The following is a 20,043-nucleotide window of genomic DNA, read 5'->3' as shown; positions in this document are numbered from 1 at the left end:
AACGAGATTTTTTTGTAATCGTGTCAAAAGTGAAGTGTGATGGAACGGTACACTTTTAGTTATTGGTACTGGCAGCGGTTCGTTGATTATTAAACTCGCAAAGGCTTTTCCTACGTCTGTACAAACTCTTGATTATTGAAGGAAGTATGTATTATAGTTGGTTTTTGTAAAACAGTTGTCAATTTCATTAGAAAAACTTTTGAAAAACATGGAACAGATGGGTACAAAGAATTATGGGGAAATGATGAGTTTCCTATTAATAAATTCCATTTGTTAAAAGAGTATGTAAATCTTAATAAAACAAATAGTTGAATTTGTTTAATTTATATATAATTCAACGTTAAGTGAATTATATACATATCACAATACAAATAGAAATGAGGTAGATAAAATGGATACTTGTGCAGATGTTTTAATTGTGATCGATTTGCAAAATGGTGTATGTTACAGCGGTGAGCATTTATTTGAATTACAAAATTTAATCAGTAAAGTTAATAAAAGAATATCATTATATAGAGAATTAAGTAAGCCAATTATTTTTGTTCAACATTGTGATGAAGAATTAGTACCTGGAGAAGAACTTTGGGCTATTCATGCTAATCTAGATGTTCAAGAACAAGATTATTTTATTAAGAAAATACATGCAAATTCTTTTTTCAAAACAAACTTAAAAAATCTTTTAGATCAATTAGCAGTACATAAAATAGAATTTTGCGGCGCCCAAACTGAATACTGTATGGATGCTACAATTAAATTTGCACATGGATTAGGTTACGAAAACTTCATGGTAAACGGAGCGACGTCTACATTAAATAATCCATTCATGTCTGCAAAAGAGACAATTGATTTTTATGAAAAAATATGGAATCATCGATTTTTAAATGTTATAGAAGATGATTTCAGAATAGAGGTAAAATAACGCGGGAGCTTTAGCAAAAAATTAGCTACTCCAGATTAATGAGTAGGTGAGAAATACTCTCTAGGACTATTTAAAAATCTAGTGAATATAATTTAGTAGATTTGGATAGAAGTGGGGGGATATAAATGAAAAGAGTTGCATTTTGCATCTTCTGTTTCTTTTTGTTATTTTTATCTAATGTCTCAACCTCAAATGCAACATCGCGCTATTTAGATCAAATAGATAAGAATAATCGTAAGGAAGTTAATTATTATCTAAAGAAATCAACAGTGATTGTCGAACAAAAAGAATTTAGTTTAACAAATAAAGAGAATAACACAAACGAAAATGTAGTGGCTATTGCTGCAAAATACGACACTGTAAGAGATCGTTTCTTTAAAACAGCGAATTATGATACGTATTTACTGGATGAAAAAACTGGAGAAATACTAGATCCAGGAAAATTTGTTTCATCAAAAATATATGATGAATTCATAAATCAACATAAAAATGATGGAGAAAATGATTTTAGATGGAAAAACTCATTAATCGTTTTGGCATTAATCTTTATTACAATCATAATCATTCCAATTTTTGCTTCAAAATTAAATGAGTAATACGAAGGCTGTTTCGGCAGTCTTTTTATTATGCTAAATTAGATGAGTAATTAATAAAGGGAATATTATTAGATTGAAATATAAATCAACAAGTAGTACTTTTAATAGAAAACATGTTAGGAGAAAAAGACAATGATCCAGTCAATCGTTCATATTGCATTAGTCGTAAAAGATTATGATGAGGCTATCGAGTTTTATACTAAGAAACTACATTTTAATTTAATTGAAGATACATATCAGCCTGAACAAGATAAGAGATGGGTAGTTGTAAGTCCACCTGGTTCTTCTGGAACGACTATTCTACTTGCTAAGGCATCGAAACAAGAACAAGAGCCATTCATTGGCAATCAAGCTGGTGGAAGAGTTTTTCTATTTTTAGGAACGGATGATTTTTGGAGAGATTATGACGAAATGATTTCAAAAGGAATTGAGTTTGTAAGAGAACCAAAAGTAGAAGATTATGGTACGGTTGCGGTATTTAAGGATTTATACGGAAATTTATGGGACTTAATACAATACATTGACAATCATCCACTTGCAAAAAGAATAAAATAAAAGTTTTTACTTGATTATTAAAATTTTTTTGAGTAATTCCAGTTAACGTTTATTTAGATGAATACTAAAGTAATTAGAGGAACCTCCATTTTGGCGAGGTTCCCAAGCTTTTTTATTCATTACACAAACATTATAAATGGAATAAATGCATAAATAAAAATACAATAGGAGGAATCATTAATGATGGTAGAAGATTTAAAGTATTACATTTCTTAATCCCCAATATACTTAAGCCTGAAGCTATAATTAATATACCTCCGACGATCGTCACTTCATTTAGAAGATCATTGTTTAAGGAATTCTTCATTAGTACTGCAATTAAATAGATGGAACCCTGCCATGTAAATAAAGCGATGCCAGCAAAAACGATTCCGATCCCAAAAGTGGATGCTAAAACAATCGAAGTAATACCATCCAACGTACCATTTGCAAGGAGATACGTATAATCCCCTTTTAACGCTGCTTCTACTGGTCCTAAAATCGATAATGTTCCAATACAAAATAATAAAATAGCAGTTGATAACCCTTCAGCCAAATTACCTTTAGAATATTTATTAACTAAACTATTAAATCTTGATTCCAACTTGAGTTTTTGCCCAATTAATCCACCAATGGCTAAACTTACAATAAAAAGTACTGGATATTTGCTGGAAGGCAAATGTTGTACTAGTGAGTTTATCCCTAATACCAAAGCTACTAATCCCATCGCCTGCATAAGAATTTCATGATATTCTTCTTTTATCCCTTTTTTAAAGATGCTTCCAATCAAACTCCCGACTATAATCATCATTGTGTTAAAAATCGTGCCAAACATCATTCCATTTCTCCTTTTATTAATAGTATATTAATAAAAAATAAACCCTCTAGTAACTAGAGGGTCAAGTGGATTTTTATCATTATGTTTACTTGTAAGGTAATAAAATTTCCGTGACATGCTTTTCTTCATCGTTGGTAAAGCCATAATCAATAAGCGTAATTTCAAACGAATCGTCTAACAGTTCAAAATTATGTTTTTTCATATAGTTCAACAATTTTTTATAATAACCAACTGCATCAATGTGAGTACCTTTAAATCGAACTCTTAAATAATCTCTAGATGGAATAAGAATCGAGTTTGCAGGAATGTGATCACCATCTTCTAGTATCATGAAAATACTAGAATATTTATCAAAAACACTATTATTCAAATTAGAAGCTGAAATTGAGATTCCTATTTTCCCTAAAAAAATTTCTTCATTAATTCCAAAACTGTTCCTTAATTCTGTAATAGGTAATTCAATGTCATCGCCTATAACGTAATCATGACGTAAATATGCTACATGCATTCCAGGAAGTTTTATTTGCGATATTTTATCTAAAGGTGTACTAACAGCATCTTCAATTTGCAATAAGCGGCGTGATATTTTAGTTTCAATAATCTCCAATTCTTTCTTTTTTTGGGCAACTTCATCTTTTTGTTTTTTTAACATTTCAACAAGAGCATCAATCTCCCGATAATTAAAAAAATCTATAATTTCGTTTATTGGTAAATCTAAAGCCCTCAAATATTTTATTGAATTCAACCTTTCAAACTGCTGTGTTGAATAATATCTGTAGTTGGTCTTTTTATCGATAAATTCCGGACGTAAAAGACCAATCTGATCATAATACCTAAGAGTCCCAATTTTGACTTGGAATAATTTTGATACTTCACCAATTGTAAAATACTCTTTCATTACGTAAAAACCCCTCTATTTTGCTATGAAAATGAAATCCCTTATATTCAAAAATTCATTAATTAAATAACCTCTTTTGATAAATATAATTACCTTCGAATGATTGTTGTAATTTAAATAATACATTCAATTCAGAACGTCATCAATTAATAAAGACCAATATGAAAATCAGAGACTTCAATTATCAAAATTAGAATAGTTAATGATAATATAAAAAAATAGAAAGAAAACTTGTATATTCAATCAATTAATGAAAAGTAGGAGCAGATAAAATGGAAAAAGAGATTTATTTAGTTAGACACTGTGAAGCAGAAGGTCAGCCATTTGAAGCAAATCTAACAAAGCGAGGTTTAACACAGGCTAAGCATTTGAGTGAATTTTTCTCAAAAATTAAAATTGACCAAATTATATCAAGCCCTTTTTTACGAGCAATTCAATCAATCGAACCGACAAGTAATGAAAAGAAAATAGACATTGTTCTCGATGAGCGACTGTCTGAACGGAAACTAAGCTCGATTGATTTACCTGACTGGCTTGAAAAATTAGAAGCCACATTTGAAGATCTAGAATTGAAATTTGATGGTGGTGAATCAAGTCAAGAAGCTACTAATCGTGCAATGAGCGTAATAGATGAGATCATCAAAAGTGAAAATCAAATTACAATCGTTGTCACTCATGGGAATTTGATGTCTTTAATTTTAAAACAGTTTAACATAGAATTTGGTTTTGAGAATTGGAAAAGTTTACGTAATCCTGATCTTTATCTTTTGAAGTATAAGAATAACGAGTTTGATTTTGAGCGTTTGTGGCAAGTTGAATAACAAAATCGATAACAAAAGTATAATTCGCCTAAGCAAACAAATTATTGATTCTCTCAATAAAGTAATAAAATACCTAAACAATTAAGGTATTCTACAAAACATTTCCTTATAGAACTAAGGTATGCTTGAAGGGTTTCCAAAAAAAACTAATTGATTTAGCATTCAGAGTTATGCCTCTAAAAGTTAAATGTATTGAAATCTAAATCGATTTAAAAAAGAAAAGAGATAAATGAGTATGCTTACTCATTTACCTCTTTTATTAAAAATTAATGATACATGCAATTATTTTGATTCAATTGAATTAGCTGGTAATTTATCAAGCTCAAGATGGTTTCTCAAACTACTTGATATATTATTTACGCTAGTTTGATTAGGCATATAATAGTAAATCTTGTTGATATAATCGTCTTTTCCGTCCAATTTTAATGTAGTGATGTTTTTAGAATTTGCTCCTTTCATGTCATTAAATAAGTATAAACCTTCAGACAAGCTCATATTGGTTTTGACATTTTTACTGAATACACTTGCATATTTATCTATTTTAAATAATGTTTCGGGAGACTTTAATTTATCGATAATTGCCAGCATAGCTTGTTGTTGACGTTCTTCGCGTCCAAAATCACCACGTGGATCGCGCTTTCTCATTCGAGCATAGGCTAAAGCTTCTGTACCATTTAGATGTTGATTTCCTTTTTTGAAGTAAACCTTATAACGTGGTTTAGTATCAGTATATTGCCAAAAATCAAATGGAACATTAACATCAATTCCACCAATCTCATCTACAATATTTTTAAAACCACCAAAGTCTACAGTAACATAATAGTCGATTGGGACATGTAAAAAGTTTTCTACTGTATTTACAGTTGATTGAAGACCACTATTATATGCACCATTAATTTTAGATTTTCTTTTTTGATCTGGAATTTCCACGTATGTATCACGAGGAATGCTCATTTTTTGTATTGTTTTATCTTTGGGATTAACAGTTGCTAAAATGATGGTATCAGTTCTACCACCTTCACCCTTTGTTGCGTAGTTTTCAATTCCAAGAAATAAAATGGAAAACGGTTGAGTATCTTTTATTTCTTGTTTTCGCATACTTGAGTGAATAGCTTCACCCTGAGTAGCATTCTGTAATTTATAGTATGTTTTTATTCCCTTATATCCTATGAATACTATAAGAATTAGAACAATCACAAGCAATATTTTAAGAGACATTCTTTTTGTTTTTCTGATTTTTTTATGCTTTTCTTTCATTTGCTTAGTAATGGCGGGCTCCTTTTGAGATTTTTGTATTGCCTTTAATTTGAATAAGAATATTTAAGATAAAAATGACTAGTATAATTTAAACATTTATGCCGTTATTCTACAATACAGATTTTGTTAAATTTTTTTAATGAATAAACCAAAAAGAACAATTTCAACTGGAATTTGAGCAATTTTGTTTAAAATCTAAACTTACTTTTTTAAAATCCAGAAAACCTTTGAGGAAATGTATATTAAAACGACTTTACTTCTAATTACACTAACAGGTCAAATTGCTATCTATTGATATTCTTAGTAAATCTATTTGAACTATTAGTATGCCTAAATCTGGAGAAATGATTATGAGTAATTCAGGATATTTAGTATTTCAAGGCAAAATGAATTATTTTTTTTATCCAAATTAATGCGGCAATAGGGGCAATTAAAGAGATTAGCTTATCATAGCTTTGTTATGCACTGACAATGCTACGAATTATAAAAAGTTTGCTTTGGATAAAGGTCTAAAACACGAAACAATTAATGTCAGTAAAGAAGGGGATGTGAAAAAAGGCATAGATCATGTTCAGCATGTCAATAGCTTTCATAAACGTCTTGGAGATTGGATGGATAGATTTCAAGGAGTAGCCACTAAATATGTCGACAACTACCTATACTGGTTCAAATTCTTACAACAAAATAAGAAGTTAGTACTAAGGAGAGAGTAAAGGGTATGATGTTAGGTTCCTGTCAAAATCTTAATGACATTACAGTTAAGTATTTACGAAATAGGATATCATTAGAGAACTGGTCATCCAAAGTTTATCGTGCTTTTTTTTGTTGCTTATTTTTAACAATTACACCATAAGAAGCAAGTATTCCAATTAGTGGACTTGGTGTAAAAGTAGGACTCTCAAATACTACCTGAAACCCAAATAATATTATTGCAATTATAATAAGGAAATCACCTTTTTCTCCTTTTATAAGTTCTTTAAGCGATATATACCTCTTACTAATAATAATTTTTGTTCTATAAATTATAGCTGGTACAGTAAGTAATAAAAAAGCAAATATAGAGATTATGTATATTTTTATATAAAAAACATTTGCGATAAAAATAATTGTTGAAATTATCGCACAAATTTTAGCAATCTTTTTTTCCATCCCTTTGCTCCTTCCTTTTCTTCAAGTTAGTAAAAAAATTGAATTTTTATCGTGTTTAAAAAACATTTGAAATAAATTTTCCCCATTCATATATTGCTTATGCAACTAACACTTAGTCGAACAATCTTTATGATAATCGTTCTACAAAAATTCCTATTAATTTTAAAAGCCACAAACTTTCCGAAAAGAGCCAATTAAAAAGAACACTACCTTAGTTATTGAAAAATGTAGTGTTCTTTTATCTATAATTTTTAAGGCATATTTTATTTTTTGAAGTTAATGTTTATTCTTTGATAACAAGAGTTTCCCATCCATCATAATTACCGACTTTTATCGCTTAACACGAATTTCTAATTCCTCAAGCTTAAGTGACAATTTTTCTTCATTAATACTAATTTTTAAATCCTCAAAAGTATATTGAGCAAAATGAGGTATATCAATTGTAATGGCAGAAAGCTCTTTACTAATAAAAGTAGAGTCCTTACCAGCCTCTAGTTTCTTTTTGTAGCGATTAAATTTAGAATCAAGATTTTCCATATTTTCGTACAATTCTTCAACGGAGTTATAAAGTTGAATTAATGGAATAGCCGATTTTTCTCCTACTCCAGGGCAACCAGGTATATTATCACTAGAATCACCTAATAATGCCTTTACATCAACCCATTGTTTGGGATGGATTCCATAATCATTACTGAAATGCTCAAGGGAGTAAACAATTTCACCAGTTTTTTGAGCAATGATTTGAGATGTATGCTCGTTTATTAATTGTAGTAAGTCTCGATCATTACTATAAATATAGCATTTATTTTTAACAGAATTAGACCAATTATTAGATAGGGTACCTATTAAATCATCTGCTTCATATGGTGCCATTTCTAGTTGAGCAATACCGATCTCTTCTAATGCTGTTTTTAAAGTGAAATATTGTTCGATAAGTGGTGTAGGTAATTCTCCACGAGTTGCTTTATAAAAATCATATTTATTTCGACGATCAGTTTCTTCACGTTTAACATCCCAAGTAATTGCAAGATGAGTAATGTCGTGTTCTTTAATTAAGTTAAAAAGCTTTGGAATAAATACTCTTAATGCATTTATATAAACGCCATCTTTCGTCTTAGAAAGTTGTTCATCACTTCTCCCATAAGAAGTTGCAAAATAGCCTCTACTTAATAAGTTAAAGCCATCAATTAATAATAAAGATTGATTTTCCATTTTATAAATCACCTAATATCTATTTATTTAATATGAAAATGATAGCATATCCGACTAAAAATGATAACTAGTGTATTACTGCCAATTAGAATGAAAGTACGAATATTAAGCCCATTTTATTTCATTTATGTATAATGACATAAAACTTTCATTAGAATATTGAATTTTCTGTTTATTTATTAATTAACTTTTACTATAATGGAATCTATATAAAAAAATGCAAAGGGTAGGTAGTTATATGGAGAAAGTAAAAAGTACTGTTAAGATTGAGGATATTTTAGTTGCCTATAATATGTTAAAAGAAGTTACGAATAAAACACCTTTGCAGATTAGTACAATGCTTAGTGAAAAATATGATTGTAACGTATTTTTAAAGCGAGAGGATTTACAAATAATCCGCTCATTTAAGCTTAGAGGAGCATATTACAAAATTAGCAACTTGTCTTATGAAGAAAGACAAAAAGGGGTTGTATGTGCAAGTGCAGGCAATCATGCCCAAGGTGTAGCATATACATGTAATCATTTGCAGGTGTATGCGAAAATATTTATGCCATCAACAACGCCGAATCAAAAAGTATCTCAAGTGAAATTCTTTGGTGGACCATTTGTTGAAGTTATATTAATCGGTGACACCTTTGATATTGCTCATCAAAATGCCCAAGCTTATTGCAATGAAAATCAAATGACATTTATTCATCCATTTGATGATCAAGATGTAATTGCAGGACAAGGTACAGTTGCAGTTGAAATATTAAATGAAATTGACCGTCCAGTAGATTATCTTTTCGTAGCAATCGGCGGAGGTGGATTAAGCTCTGGAGTTGGAACATACATAAAAGGAATTAGTCCTTCAACTAAGGTAATTGGAGTAGAGCCGATGGGTGCTGCTTCAATGGCCGAATCGATTGCAAATGGAAAAGTTGTAACTTTACCTTTCATTGAAAAGTTTGTGGATGGAGCAGCGGTTGGCCAAGTTGGTTATTTAACATATGAAATCTGTAGAGAAGTACTTGACCAAGTTGTCGCTATTCCAGAAGGTGAGATTTGTACAACGATTTTAGAGCTTTATAATAAAAATGCAATCATTGCAGAGCCCGCTGGAGCTATGTCTGTATCAGCTTTAGAATTATTTAAGGATGAAATAAAAGGAAAGAATGTCGTTTGTATCGTATCTGGTGGAAATAATGATATTGACCGACTTCAAGAAATAAAAGAAAGGTCTTTAATTCATGAAGGACTAAAACATTATTTCATCATCAACTTCCCACAACGATCTGGCGCATTACGTGAATTTCTTGATAAAGTACTTGGACCAAACGATGACATTACGAGGTTTGAATACACAAAGAAAAACAATAAGGACAATGGGCCAGCATTAGTTGGAATAGAATTGGCCAATAAATCCGATTACAAAGCATTGATTGAGCGAATGAATTGTCATGAAATTCAATTCATGGAAATAAACAATAACCCAACATTGTTTAATCTACTCATCTAGTAGAAAGTGAAAAACCCCACAAGGTAATTAATTCCCTTGTGGGGTTTTTGATTTCTCGCAAAATACACTATACAAGTGGAATATATAGTTAATGAATAAAGTACTTATTTCTTAAAATCGTCTTCCTCTAAAAAAATCAACACTCTAAAATTAAGTGAACAAGTCCAACTATTTTATTAGCGAAATTTTTTTTTATTAGATTGAATCTTGACTCTTGACATCATAAATTAGTTGAAATACAATATTTCTATAAATACTGAAATAAGTATTAGGCAATGAGAGGAGGTTAAAGTGGTGAACGATGATATTGCAGTAAAAGTTTATAAAGCATTAGGAGAATCCACTCGTTTACAAATTGTTAAAGTACTGGCTAAGCAATCTGAATTAGCTTGTTCAGAAATGAAAAATCAAATAAAGATCTCGGCCAATTCTACATTGACACATCATTTAAAACCATTACTTGATTGCGGCTTGCTAACAGTTCGCAAAGAAGGAACCTTCAGATACTATAGTTTACAACGAGAAGTTTTGGAAAAATATGCACCCGCTTTACTTTAAAAATAAAGCGGTATAATTTTAGTTTATATTTCAGTATTTGTAGAAATACCGAATAATTTAAGGGGGAATTGAGAATATGAGTTTAGTAAGCAAAGATGAAACTAGTTGGGGAAAATTAGAAAATGGTCTAGCAAGTAAGCTTTTTGAACCAGTAAAAATAGGTGCTTGGAATTTACGTAGTCGTACTGTAATGGCACCATTAACAAGAAGTTTTGCAGATGATCAAACAGGTGTAGTTGGAGAAGATATAGTCGAATATTATCGTAAACGAGCTGCAGATGGTGTAGGTTTGATTATTTCTGAAGGAACAGTAATTAGTCCGCGTGGAAAAGGTTACCCAGGTATTCCGGGTATTTATTCTGAGGATCAAGTTAAAGCTTGGAAAAAGGTAACTGATGCTGTTCATAAAGAGGGTGGCACAATGATTTCTCAAATATGGCACGTAGGCCGATTATCTCATCACGAACTTGCTGGAAATATGCCACCACAAGCACCTTCAGCGATTCCTGCAGAGGGATTAGTTTCTCGTTTTCGTAAACCATATGACATACCAGAAGAAATGACTACCGAGGATATTAAAGAAGTAATCAATCAATATGCTCAAGCAGCTAAAAATGCGATTGAAGCTGGTTTTGATGGAGTCGAAATTCATGCTGCACATGGATACTTAATCGATCAGTTTAATTCAGATGTTACAAATCATCGTACAGATCAATACGGTGGTGAGCTTCCACAAAGATTAACTTTCATGAAAGAAGTAATAAAAGCAGTTATCGAAGCCATAGGAACTGAAAGAACGATGATTCGATTTTCTGCACATAAAGCTGATATTCCGGGCTATATGTGGGAAGATCCAGATTATGCAATTCGTACATTTATTGAAGCATTTAAAGAAGTAGGTGCAACTTTATTACATCCTTCGATTATGCAATTTGATCGCATACTTGCAGATGGTAAAACGATGCATCAACTTGTTAGAAAATACTGGGATGGCATTATTGTGGGAGTAGGTACGTTAAATCCTGAAATGGCAGAAAAAGCTATCAATGAAGGAACAATTGATGTTGCTGCGTTTGGGCGTCCTCTAATTTCGAATCCAGATCTTTTACACCGTTTAAAAAATGGTGAAGCAATTGAAGAATATGATGTTAAAAAGCATCTAAATGTTCTAATCTAAGCTTTGATATGAATAGATAGTAGGAAGGAAGCTAATCAATTGGCTTCCTTCTCTAAAGTTTTATATTTCGGTGTTTATAGAAATATATAATTATGTTGAAAGGAATTATTTTATGACAAATAAAGGGAAAATTTATATTTTAGCAATGATAAGTTTTTTAGTAGGAACTTCACAATATGTTATTTCTGGAATCTTAGATAAAATGGCCGTTGAATTAGGTATTTCGATCGAGGCCGCAGGGCAACTAATTACGGTGTATTCATTGATTTATGCGATCGGTACACCGATATTAATGGCCCTATTAGCCAAAATGGAACGCCGAAAATTACTTTTATTTTCTTTAAGCGTATTTATTTTAGGAAATTTATTAGCAGTAATTGCACCTGGTTACGGTTTGTTTATGGTTGCACGCATTATAATGGCGTTAAGTGCGGGAGTTACTGTTGTAACAGTACTTAGCTTGGCTGCAAAGATTGCTCCAGCAGATAGAAAGGCAAGTTCAATTGCCACTGTTGTCATGGGATTTACTGCTTCACTGATCATAGGTGTCCCAATTGGCAGATTTATAGCAGCTGTTTATGATTGGAGATTCGTCTTTCTTGGAGTTGCCATATTCGTTTTAATCTCTTTAGCAGTTATCGTTAAGACAATACCACAAACAATGGGTGATCAACCGATTCCATTATTGCAACAAATTTCACTGATTAAACAACCAAAAATTGCATTAGCTTTATCGATTACTTTTTTCTTAATGAGTGGATATGGAATCGTGTTTACTTATTTATCACCGTACCTTATTCAAACTACTAAAATGAGCGATCACGTATTAAGTTTTGCTCTTCTAATACTTGGTATAGCAAGTTTATTTGGATCTAAATTCGGGGGATTCAGTGCAGACAAGTGGGGAATTTCGCTTACTTTAAAACGAGGACTAGTACTTAATATTTTATCGATTTTATTATTATCTCTCATCTCTAGTTCAATCAATACAGTGATTATTATCCTTACATTATGGTCTTTTTCTGGTTGGTCATCTGGTGCTACACAACAATTTAACTTAGCAACAATTTCTCCTAAATCATCTGATGTTTTATTAGGTTTAAATCAGTCTATGATGCAATTGGGCTTTGCGTTTGGTGCAGCAATCGGAGGGCTTGCAGTCAGTCAATTGTCAATCCGTTCAATTACATGGATGGGTTCAATTCCTGTTTTTGTTTCTTTAATCATAACATTTGGATTATCACGTTATTTAATGAATGAAAAGAAAGTTAGACAGGGCGTTGGCACACAAATTAGAGCCTAAATGGACTAATTTATAATTGAAACAAATTTTATTACTTAGTTTTGTGAAAAAATAAATTATATTTTATGGGGCTGTCTTATGTGTCGGTTTAATTGACTAATGACCGCCCTATTTTTATTTATAAAATAGAATGAATGAGTGTTTTAGTGGAGCTTTTTTAGAGAGAATAAGAAATTTTTTATAGGTTTTAGTAAGGATGAGAGCAAATTGTGGTTTTGAAAATTTTAATTGAGTTTTTCGAAAATTATTTGCAGTTCATTGTTTATTTGTAGGAATTCATCATTTATTTGTACTTCTCAACTATTTATTTACAGCCCAACTTAAATCGACATGATTCTCCTTCACCCCCTTTTTAACCACTAGATGTTTTACTAAAAAAAACAAATTGAATAATATTGGAATTATATGAATTTTTATAATAATTTAAATTCAACCTTTTTCGAATAAATTTTGAATAAAAGTATTCCTAATGCAATGTAACCGATTTATAATTGAATTCGGAAAGCCTAAACAATACATAAAAAATTTTCTTTTACAAAAATGGAAAATAATAAAACGATAATTTTTTATATTTATTTAATAATAAATAATAGATATAAAATGGGGGCTTACTCCTTTTAGATAAATAAACTTAATTAAGGAGCTGGTATTTATGTCAAGCAAGACATTAGAAGCATTTTTAACTCCACAATTAGCTGAGTTAAAAGAGAAAGGGCTCTATAATGAGATTAACTCTTTAGAAGGTTCTAACGAAGCTACTATTCAAATTAGTGGTAAACAATTTATAAATTTATCTTCAAATAACTATCTTGGTTTTGCGACTCATCCTCGTTTAAAACAAGCTGCTATTGAAGCGACTGAAAAATATGGAGTTGGTGCAGGAGCGGTACGTACGATTAATGGTACGATGGATATCCACGATCAACTTGAAAAAGCGATTGCTGAATTTAAACATACAGAGGCTGCTATTGCATTCCAATCTGGTTTTAACTGTAATATGGGTGCTATTTCAGCGGTCATGACAAAAAAAGATGCAATTCTATCTGATGAATTAAACCATGCTTCAATTATCGATGGTTGCAGACTTTCTGGGGCAAAAATTATTCGTGTAAAGCACCAAGATATGGATGATTTACGTGAAAAAGCAAAAGAAGCTACAACTTGTGGTTTATACGAGAAAGTTATGTATATTGCAGATGGTGTTTTCTCTATGGATGGAGATGTAGCAAATATTCCTGATATCGTAAAAATTGCAGAAGAATTTGGCTTAATTACATATATCGATGATGCTCATGGTTCTGGCGTTATGGGTAAAGGAGCTGGAACTGTTAAGCATTTTGGATTATCAGATAAAATTGATTTCCAAATCGGTACACTTTCTAAAGCAGTTGGCGTTGTAGGTGGATATGTAGCTGGTTCACAACAATTAATCGATTGGTTAAAAGTTCGTGCACGTCCGTTCTTATTTTCTACTTCTTTAACACCAGCAAATGCTGCTGCATGTATTGAAGCAATTCGTATTATGTCTGAAGAACCAGAAAAAATCGAAAAGCTTTGGGAAAATGGTGATTACTTAAAAGCTGGTTTATCAAAACTTGGTTTTAATATTGGTGAGTCTGAAACACCAATTACACCATGTATTATCGGTGACGAAAATCTTACACAAGAATTTTCTAAACGTTTATACGAAGAGGGAGTTTATGCGAAGTCAATCGTATTCCCAACAGTACCACTTGGAACTGGTCGTATTCGTAATATGCCAACAGCTGCGCATACTAAAGAAATGCTAGATGAAGTTTTAGCTATTTATGAAAAAGTTGGTCGCGAATTAAACGTTATTAAATAATTTAATCTATTAATTTCGATATTTTATTACTATAAGGTGGACTAAGGAATGAAGAAAATATTAATAACTGGTTGTTTTGGACAAATCGGTTCAGAATTAACTATGCGTCTTAGAAATGAATACGGTAATGAAAATGTTGTTGCGACAGATATTCGCCGTCTTGAAGGAAGTCCAATTTTAGAAACTGGTCATTTTGAAATTTTAGACGTAATGGATAAAGAAAAAATGCTAGAGATTGCTAAAAAGTATGAAGTTGATACCTTCATTCATTTAGCTGCTCTTTTATCAGCAGTTGCAGAAGCAAAACCTACATTAGCTTGGGACTTAAATATGGGTGGATTAGTGAATGCTCTTGAAGTAGCCAGAGAATTAAGCTTAAAATTCTTTACTCCAAGTTCAATTGGTGCATTTGGACCAGCAACACCAAAGGATAACACACCACAAGATACAATCCAACGCCCTACTACAATGTATGGTGTTACAAAAGTAGCTGGAGAATTATTATGTGATTACTACTATGAAAAATTTGGTGTAGATACTCGCGGTGTACGTTTCCCAGGCTTAATCTCTTATGATACAGTGCCTGGTGGAGGTACTACTGATTATGCTGTTGATATTTATTATGAAGCATTAAAAAATAAGAAATATACTTCATTTATCGGTGAAGGAACTTACATGGATATGATGTATATGCCTGATGCAATTGATGCTATTATTAAGTTAATGGAAGCAGATCCATCAAAACTTAAACATCGTAATGCATTTAATATTTCAGCGATGTCATTTGAACCAACTCAAATTGCGGCATCAATTCGTAAATTCATCCCTGAATTTACATTAGATTTCGACATTGACCCTATTCGTCAAGGAATTGCTAATTCATGGCCAAATTCAATTGACAGCTCTGCTGCAAAAGAAGAGTGGGGCTTCGATCCAAAATTTGATTTAGATCGTATGTCTGAAGATATGTTAAACAAATTAGCTGCAAAGTTAAACGTAACTCAAGCTTAATTTAAAAAGAAGGAGACAATTGTCGCCTTCTTTTTATTTTCTCTTCCTTTACTAATTCCTGTTTTTGGTATTTTGTTTCGTACTTTGACACAAACTTAACATGTATCAAGAAAGAATGATAAATTAAAATGCTGATAAAAAGGAAGCTAGAAGATGAATAATTTAGATCATAAGGGATTACCATTAACGATTAAAGAGATTAAAACGGCATATGAACTTTTAGAAGGTAAAGTTCGAAAAACACCTTTAGTAAAGTCATTTTATTTAACTTCAAAGTCAGAAGGAGAAATTTATTTAAAACTTGAAAATATGCAATTAACAGGCTCATTTAAATTTCGAGGCGCATTTAATAAAATTTCTCATTTAACTGAGGAAGAAAGAAAAAAAGGAATTATCGCATGTTCAGCTGGTAATCATGCACAAGGTGTCGCTTTATCATCAAAGCTACTGCATATTAAGAGTAAAATCATCATGCCTTCAACTGCACCAAAAGCAAAGGTTGAAGCAACAGAAGGCTATGGTTCAAATATCATTTTACACGGTGATACATTTGATGATGCGAAAGACTATTGTGCAAAAGTACGAGAAGAAACTGGCGAAACATTCATTCATCCATACGATGATATTTACATTATGGCTGGCCAAGGGACTATCGGTATTGAAATTTTAGATGATCTCTGGGATGTTGATACAATAATTGTTCCAATTGGTGGTGGTGGACTAATTTCGGGAATTGCAGTCGCTTTGAAATCATTTAACCCTACAATAGACATTATTGGTGTTCAAGCAGAGAATGTACATGGCATGAAAGCATCAATAGACGCCGGAGAAATAGTGAGTAACTATATTGCTCCTACAATAGCCGATGGTTGTTCTGTTAAGGTACCAGGAAAATTAACATATGAAATTGTAAAGGAATTAGTAACCGAAATCATCCTAGTGAGTGAGGATGAAATAGAAGTTGCAATGAAGGATTTACTACAAAGAGGTAAAGCAGTTGTAGAAGGATCAGGTGCCCTAGCAACAGCAGCAATTTTATCAGGTAAGGCTTCAAAATACATAAAAGATAAAAAAGTAGTAGCAATCATATCGGGTGGTAATGTTGACCTAGAGAGAATTTCCAGTGTTTGTGAACATTTCTTTGGAAATGAAGTAAAGTGATTTTTTTAAGAATGGGTGATCCTATTGTCGGAAAATAAACTAAGAAGAGAAATGGGGTTTATTGCAGCTTTAACTACTGTAATTGGTACTGTAATTGGTGGTGGTGTTTTCTTTAAAGCCACTGCTGTATACGGGGCAACTGGATCTGCAAGCTTAGGTTTATTAGCATGGATTATTGGAGGCATCATTACAATTTGTGCTGGCTTATCTGGTGCTGAGCTTGCCGCAGCCATACCAAAAACAGGAGGAATGGTTGCCTATTTAAAGCATACATATGGAGATCTGACAGCTTATTTACTTGGTTGGGCACAAACGATTATCTATTTTCCAGCTAATATTGCTGCGCTTTCGATTATATTTGGTACGCAAGCAGTTTCCATTTTTGGGGTTCCTGCCAGTTCTAATAAGTTCACTGTAACGATTATTGCTGTAGTTACTGCAATTTTTATCACATTAATGAATTTTTTAGGAGCAAAAACTGCTGGTAGTATTCAATCGCTTTTTACATTTTGTAAACTAATACCTTAGGCGATTTTAATAATATTTGGGTTATTACATGAAGGAAATGTGACTTTTCAGCTTTTTCCAATTGAGGTAGGAACTGATCGAAGTTTTTTGCCAGCACTTGGTTCAGCTTTACTTGCTACGATGTTTGCGTATGACGGTTGGATACTTGTTGGAAATATTGCCGGCGAAATGAAAAATCCTAAAAATGATTTGCCAAAAGCAATCGTATTTGGTTTAGCAGCTGTAATGGCGGTATATCTTTTGATTAATATATCATTTTTATTTGTATTAACCGCAGCGCAATTAGCTGGTACATCCACACCTGCTACTGAAGTTTCGAAAGTTCTATTCGGTAATTTTGGAGGGAAACTCGTCTCGATCGGAATTTTGATTTCAGTATTTGGTACAATTAATGGCTATACAATGACAGGTATGAGGGTCCCATATGTAATGGCTAAAGAACAAAAACTTCCTTTTAGTAGTTGGTTTGGTAAATTATCTAAAACTGGAGTGCCATATAATTCTGGTCTATTTATCCTAATAGTTGCCATATTTATGATGTTTATAGGTGGATTTGACTTATTAACTGATATGTTAGTATTTGTCATTTGGATTTTCTATACTTTAACATTTATTGCGGTTTATATTTTAAGAAAACGGGAACCAAATCTGAAAAGGCCATATAGGGTACCTTTTTTACCATTAGTTCTCTCAATCGCAATAATTGGGGGAGTCTTTATCGTCGTTAATACACTTATGACGCAACCTATTTTAGCATTTTGGGGAATTGGTTTAACAATAATTGGACTTCCCGTTTATTTCATGTTACCGAAAAAACATGTTGTAGTAGATGACTAAAAAGGTAGGATGCCTCCTACCTTTTAGTCTGCTTATTGAATTTATATCTGGTTGTTTAGTTTAGGAAAATTGTTTTCGTTCGAATCCTTCTTAGTAAAGTTCAAAAATTTATAAGATGTAATGACTCCAATCAATAAAAACAAACTGGCAATGATTGGTGGTAATAGATGATAAAAATCTGTATAATCAATCATAAAATGGACTGCAAACGCAGTTATAAACGCAGGTAAGCTTCCGAACAATAAAGTCCACCAGATCCATTTTTGATTTTGTCGGAAGCCCCATAATGAAATCATGAGTACTAGTAAACCGACACTTACTAACCCACCTCCAAAACCGGCGCGATCATGTGAGATAACAGGTATTAAGTGTTGATTAAATGCATCCAACTCAGAAGGCGTTAAACATAAATAATTTAAATCTGTTTTAACAAAGGTAGTAGTGACACCCACAAAGGAAATAATACACCCCCCGATTAGAATCGAAAATCCTAGTATAATAAAAAATAATTGACCTATTAAACTAAGTTTCCAAACGCTGTTATTTGTTAAATTTTCAGATTCTGGACTTCTATTTATTCCTCTTGTTTTAAAGAAACCAATTAAGAATGGTATTAATAAAACGACCCAAAATAAAACGTGTAACCAGTCAAAGTAACCATATCCTATAAATAAGAATATTGCTAAAAAACCTATGAACGCACTTGTGTCAATTGCTTTTTTTGCCCAATGAAAATGATGTTTAACTCCATTTCTGGCTAATGACATGAACAATATTCCACCCGACATAATCGTCCCAGAAAGTGTCATCCGATCATGTGACATAAATGGGAGAATTCGATCATTAAATTGTAAAATAAATTGACGATCAATCGTTAAAAAATGCTCATCATATGGAAGGACAATGGAAGTTAAACTAATATATAGAGCAAGTAATCCGCCAATAAACATGAAAAGGCCAAATAAAAAGTACCATCTCCAACCGTCATTTAAACTAGGCTTCGCTTTTTTTCTTCTATACTTTATCGCTTCATTGATGCGTTTCGGTAAACCAGGACCACTGAGTACATATCCATGAGTCAAAAATATTAATGATGCTCCAGTATCGATTAATTCAATAGCATCAATCGGTTCAACCACTCCGCCTTTTGTAAAAATTGGTTTCTCTAGTTGTTTTGATTTTAACTTTTGAATTGTATTTATTAAGTTATTTTTTTGCTCTAAATCAGTTGTATTTGGAAATTCTTCAATCAAAATTGAATGGAATGGGTAATTTTCTTGTTTAAGAAAAACATCTATTTCATTTGGGCAAATTGATAGACAAATAGGTTTAGTAGAAGCCAAATTATTTTCTGCTAAATTCCTGGCCAAATTAAAATCTAATATGAATAGATCAACAAAATTAGAAAGCCTTGATTCAATCAGTTTAAATTCATCAAAACTCCCAACTATTCTAGCAAAAATGGGAATCTTCTTATGTATTTTTGAAAGTTTTTGAATGGTTTGTTCTACCGTTAATACTTTATTTTCCTCTGTTCCGATTAATTGATTATGTTTTAAATCAATGAGCGGACTTTTGCTTATAAAAGTGTCGTTTATCGAAATAGGTCCAATTTCAATTACACCAAATCCTAAATTCATAAAAGCATTTGTGCCAGATAGATAGGGGTCAATTTTAGAGGCCAATCCAATTTGATTTTTTATTGTCAAATGATGAATCTCATTTTCAAGGGAACTATCATTGTTTAAATGACCTAGAAATTCGATTAGATTCGGACCAAATGGTATAGTAGAGATTCTATTCATACTACCATGAATGAATTCTCTTGAAACTCTTGAAGGAAGCCTTGAGAGCAATGGTTTAAAAATTGTATGATAAGACCAATCAGGCATAGCATAAC

The 20,043-nt window shown here is 31.9% G+C and carries 17 protein-coding genes and 3 pseudogenes; 14 read left to right on the top strand and 6 right to left on the bottom strand.

From position 1 onward, the window contains the following. Window positions 1-61: 61 nt before the first annotated feature. The 4 genes and pseudogenes from MY490_RS22350 to MY490_RS13845 form a co-directional block, all read left to right on the top strand. Window positions 62-136, top strand: a pseudogene (locus tag MY490_RS22350) (class I SAM-dependent methyltransferase); the annotation flags it as partial. A 255-nt stretch (window positions 137-391) separates the two neighbouring features. Then, window positions 392-919 carry a cysteine hydrolase family protein gene (locus MY490_RS13855; protein ID WP_248266252.1) on the top strand — a complete coding sequence of 176 codons (528 nt, stop codon included), beginning with the start codon at window positions 392-394 and terminating at the stop codon, window positions 917-919. A gap of 125 nt (window positions 920-1,044) precedes the next feature. After that, window positions 1,045-1,515 (top strand): hypothetical protein, encoded by a 471-nt coding sequence (locus MY490_RS13850; protein ID WP_248266251.1) that lies wholly within the window; start codon window positions 1,045-1,047, stop codon window positions 1,513-1,515. Between the two features lie 132 nt (window positions 1,516-1,647). Continuing rightward, window positions 1,648-2,070, top strand: coding sequence for a VOC family protein (locus MY490_RS13845; RefSeq protein ID WP_248266250.1), 423 nt, complete (start codon window positions 1,648-1,650; stop codon window positions 2,068-2,070). A 130-nt stretch (window positions 2,071-2,200) separates the two neighbouring features. Here the strand turns inward: MY490_RS13845 and MY490_RS13840 are convergent, their stop codons facing one another. Together MY490_RS13840 and MY490_RS13835 are read right to left on the bottom strand one after the other, a co-directional pair. Beyond that, window positions 2,201-2,884, bottom strand: coding sequence for a DUF554 domain-containing protein (locus tag MY490_RS13840; protein WP_248266249.1), 684 nt, complete (start codon window positions 2,882-2,884; stop codon window positions 2,201-2,203). Between the two features lie 88 nt (window positions 2,885-2,972). Continuing rightward, window positions 2,973-3,785, bottom strand: coding sequence for a MerR family transcriptional regulator (locus MY490_RS13835; RefSeq protein WP_248266248.1), 813 nt, complete (start codon window positions 3,783-3,785; stop codon window positions 2,973-2,975). A gap of 272 nt (window positions 3,786-4,057) precedes the next feature. Between MY490_RS13835 and MY490_RS13830 the strand changes: the two genes are divergently transcribed. Beyond that, window positions 4,058-4,606: a histidine phosphatase family protein gene (locus MY490_RS13830; protein ID WP_248266247.1), complete on the top strand. Its 549-nt coding sequence runs from the start codon at window positions 4,058-4,060 to the stop codon at window positions 4,604-4,606. A gap of 282 nt (window positions 4,607-4,888) precedes the next feature. Here the strand turns inward: MY490_RS13830 and MY490_RS13825 are convergent, their stop codons facing one another. Next, window positions 4,889-5,704: an LCP family protein gene (locus tag MY490_RS13825; protein ID WP_248266246.1), complete on the bottom strand. Its 816-nt coding sequence runs from the start codon at window positions 5,702-5,704 to the stop codon at window positions 4,889-4,891. A gap of 611 nt (window positions 5,705-6,315) precedes the next feature. Between MY490_RS13825 and MY490_RS13820 the strand changes: the two are divergent. Then, window positions 6,316-6,635 (top strand): annotated as a pseudogene (locus MY490_RS13820) (IS1595 family transposase); the annotation flags it as partial. A 35-nt stretch (window positions 6,636-6,670) separates the two neighbouring features. On the opposite strand, the gene MY490_RS13815 reads toward MY490_RS13820, so the two are convergent. Both MY490_RS13815 and MY490_RS13810 read right to left on the bottom strand, forming a co-directional pair. Then, window positions 6,671-7,012 (bottom strand): hypothetical protein, encoded by a 342-nt coding sequence (locus tag MY490_RS13815; RefSeq protein ID WP_248266245.1) that lies wholly within the window; start codon window positions 7,010-7,012, stop codon window positions 6,671-6,673. A 330-nt stretch (window positions 7,013-7,342) separates the two neighbouring features. Then, complete coding sequence (locus MY490_RS13810; protein ID WP_248266244.1) at window positions 7,343-8,224, bottom strand: 5'-3' exonuclease; 882 nt, start codon at window positions 8,222-8,224, stop codon at window positions 7,343-7,345. A 238-nt stretch (window positions 8,225-8,462) separates the two neighbouring features. Here MY490_RS13810 and ilvA point away from each other — a divergent pair, with 238 nt between their 5' ends. The 8 genes and pseudogenes from ilvA to MY490_RS13770 all read left to right on the top strand — a co-directional run bounded on the left by ilvA (window position 8,463) and on the right by MY490_RS13770 (window position 18,143). Beyond that, entirely contained in the window at window positions 8,463-9,722 is a 1,260-nt protein-coding gene (ilvA, locus tag MY490_RS13805) for a threonine ammonia-lyase IlvA (RefSeq protein ID WP_248266243.1), read from the top strand. A gap of 294 nt (window positions 9,723-10,016) precedes the next feature. Continuing rightward, window positions 10,017-10,280, top strand: coding sequence for an ArsR/SmtB family transcription factor (locus MY490_RS13800; RefSeq protein ID WP_097978717.1), 264 nt, complete (start codon window positions 10,017-10,019; stop codon window positions 10,278-10,280). Window positions 10,281-10,356: 76 nt separating this feature from the next. Continuing rightward, window positions 10,357-11,457 (top strand): alkene reductase, encoded by a 1,101-nt coding sequence (locus MY490_RS13795; protein WP_248266242.1) that lies wholly within the window; start codon window positions 10,357-10,359, stop codon window positions 11,455-11,457. A 112-nt stretch (window positions 11,458-11,569) separates the two neighbouring features. Further along, a complete protein-coding gene (locus MY490_RS13790; protein ID WP_248266241.1) occupies window positions 11,570-12,760 on the top strand; it encodes an MFS transporter in 1,191 nt (396 codons plus the stop codon). A 652-nt stretch (window positions 12,761-13,412) separates the two neighbouring features. Further along, on the top strand, window positions 13,413-14,606 hold the full coding sequence (locus MY490_RS13785) for a glycine C-acetyltransferase (protein ID WP_098233631.1): 1,194 nt from the start codon (window positions 13,413-13,415) through the stop codon (window positions 14,604-14,606). A gap of 48 nt (window positions 14,607-14,654) precedes the next feature. Beyond that, a complete protein-coding gene (locus MY490_RS13780; protein WP_248266240.1) occupies window positions 14,655-15,617 on the top strand; it encodes an L-threonine 3-dehydrogenase in 963 nt (320 codons plus the stop codon). Between the two features lie 153 nt (window positions 15,618-15,770). Continuing rightward, complete coding sequence (gene tdcB, locus MY490_RS13775) at window positions 15,771-16,778, top strand: bifunctional threonine ammonia-lyase/L-serine ammonia-lyase TdcB (RefSeq protein ID WP_248266239.1); 1,008 nt, start codon at window positions 15,771-15,773, stop codon at window positions 16,776-16,778. Window positions 16,779-16,829: 51 nt separating this feature from the next. Continuing rightward, window positions 16,830-18,143: pseudogene (locus MY490_RS13770) on the top strand (APC family permease). A 41-nt stretch (window positions 18,144-18,184) separates the two neighbouring features. On the opposite strand, the gene MY490_RS13765 reads toward MY490_RS13770, so the two are convergent. After that, window positions 18,185-20,035: a dihydroorotate dehydrogenase gene (locus MY490_RS13765; protein ID WP_248266238.1), complete on the bottom strand. Its 1,851-nt coding sequence runs from the start codon at window positions 20,033-20,035 to the stop codon at window positions 18,185-18,187. Between the last annotated feature and the right edge of the window lie 8 nt (window positions 20,036-20,043).

The organism is Gottfriedia acidiceleris (genome assembly GCF_023115465.1).
Lineage (GTDB): Bacteria > Bacillota > Bacilli > Bacillales > Bacillaceae_G > Gottfriedia > Gottfriedia acidiceleris_B.
Note: the sequence above shows the minus strand (reverse complement) of the source record. Positions and strands in the feature narration are given on the sequence as shown.

Bases quoted from the DNA above. Each gene is read 5' to 3' on its own strand.
- MY490_RS13765 (WP_248266238.1), bottom strand. From the start codon at position 20,035: ATGCCTGATTGGTCTTATCATACAATTTTTAAACCATTGCTCTCAAGG.
- MY490_RS13830 (WP_248266247.1), top strand. From the start codon at position 4,058: ATGGAAAAAGAGATTTATTTAGTTAGACACTGTGAAGCAGAAGGTCAG.
- MY490_RS13810 (WP_248266244.1), bottom strand. From the start codon at position 8,224: ATGGAAAATCAATCTTTATTATTAATTGATGGCTTTAACTTATTAAGT.
- MY490_RS13795 (WP_248266242.1), top strand. From the start codon at position 10,357: ATGAGTTTAGTAAGCAAAGATGAAACTAGTTGGGGAAAATTAGAAAAT.
- ilvA (WP_248266243.1), top strand. From the start codon at position 8,463: ATGGAGAAAGTAAAAAGTACTGTTAAGATTGAGGATATTTTAGTTGCC.
- MY490_RS13825 (WP_248266246.1), bottom strand. From the start codon at position 5,704: ATGCGAAAACAAGAAATAAAAGATACTCAACCGTTTTCCATTTTATTT.
- MY490_RS13780 (WP_248266240.1), top strand. From the start codon at position 14,655: ATGAAGAAAATATTAATAACTGGTTGTTTTGGACAAATCGGTTCAGAA.
- MY490_RS13835 (WP_248266248.1), bottom strand. From the start codon at position 3,785: ATGAAAGAGTATTTTACAATTGGTGAAGTATCAAAATTATTCCAAGTC.
- MY490_RS13855 (WP_248266252.1), top strand. From the start codon at position 392: ATGGATACTTGTGCAGATGTTTTAATTGTGATCGATTTGCAAAATGGT.
- MY490_RS13845 (WP_248266250.1), top strand. From the start codon at position 1,648: ATGATCCAGTCAATCGTTCATATTGCATTAGTCGTAAAAGATTATGAT.
- MY490_RS13815 (WP_248266245.1), bottom strand. From the start codon at position 7,012: ATGGAAAAAAAGATTGCTAAAATTTGTGCGATAATTTCAACAATTATT.
- tdcB (WP_248266239.1), top strand. From the start codon at position 15,771: ATGAATAATTTAGATCATAAGGGATTACCATTAACGATTAAAGAGATT.
- MY490_RS13790 (WP_248266241.1), top strand. From the start codon at position 11,570: ATGACAAATAAAGGGAAAATTTATATTTTAGCAATGATAAGTTTTTTA.
- MY490_RS13850 (WP_248266251.1), top strand. From the start codon at position 1,045: ATGAAAAGAGTTGCATTTTGCATCTTCTGTTTCTTTTTGTTATTTTTA.
- MY490_RS13840 (WP_248266249.1), bottom strand. From the start codon at position 2,884: ATGTTTGGCACGATTTTTAACACAATGATGATTATAGTCGGGAGTTTG.
- MY490_RS13785 (WP_098233631.1), top strand. From the start codon at position 13,413: ATGTCAAGCAAGACATTAGAAGCATTTTTAACTCCACAATTAGCTGAG.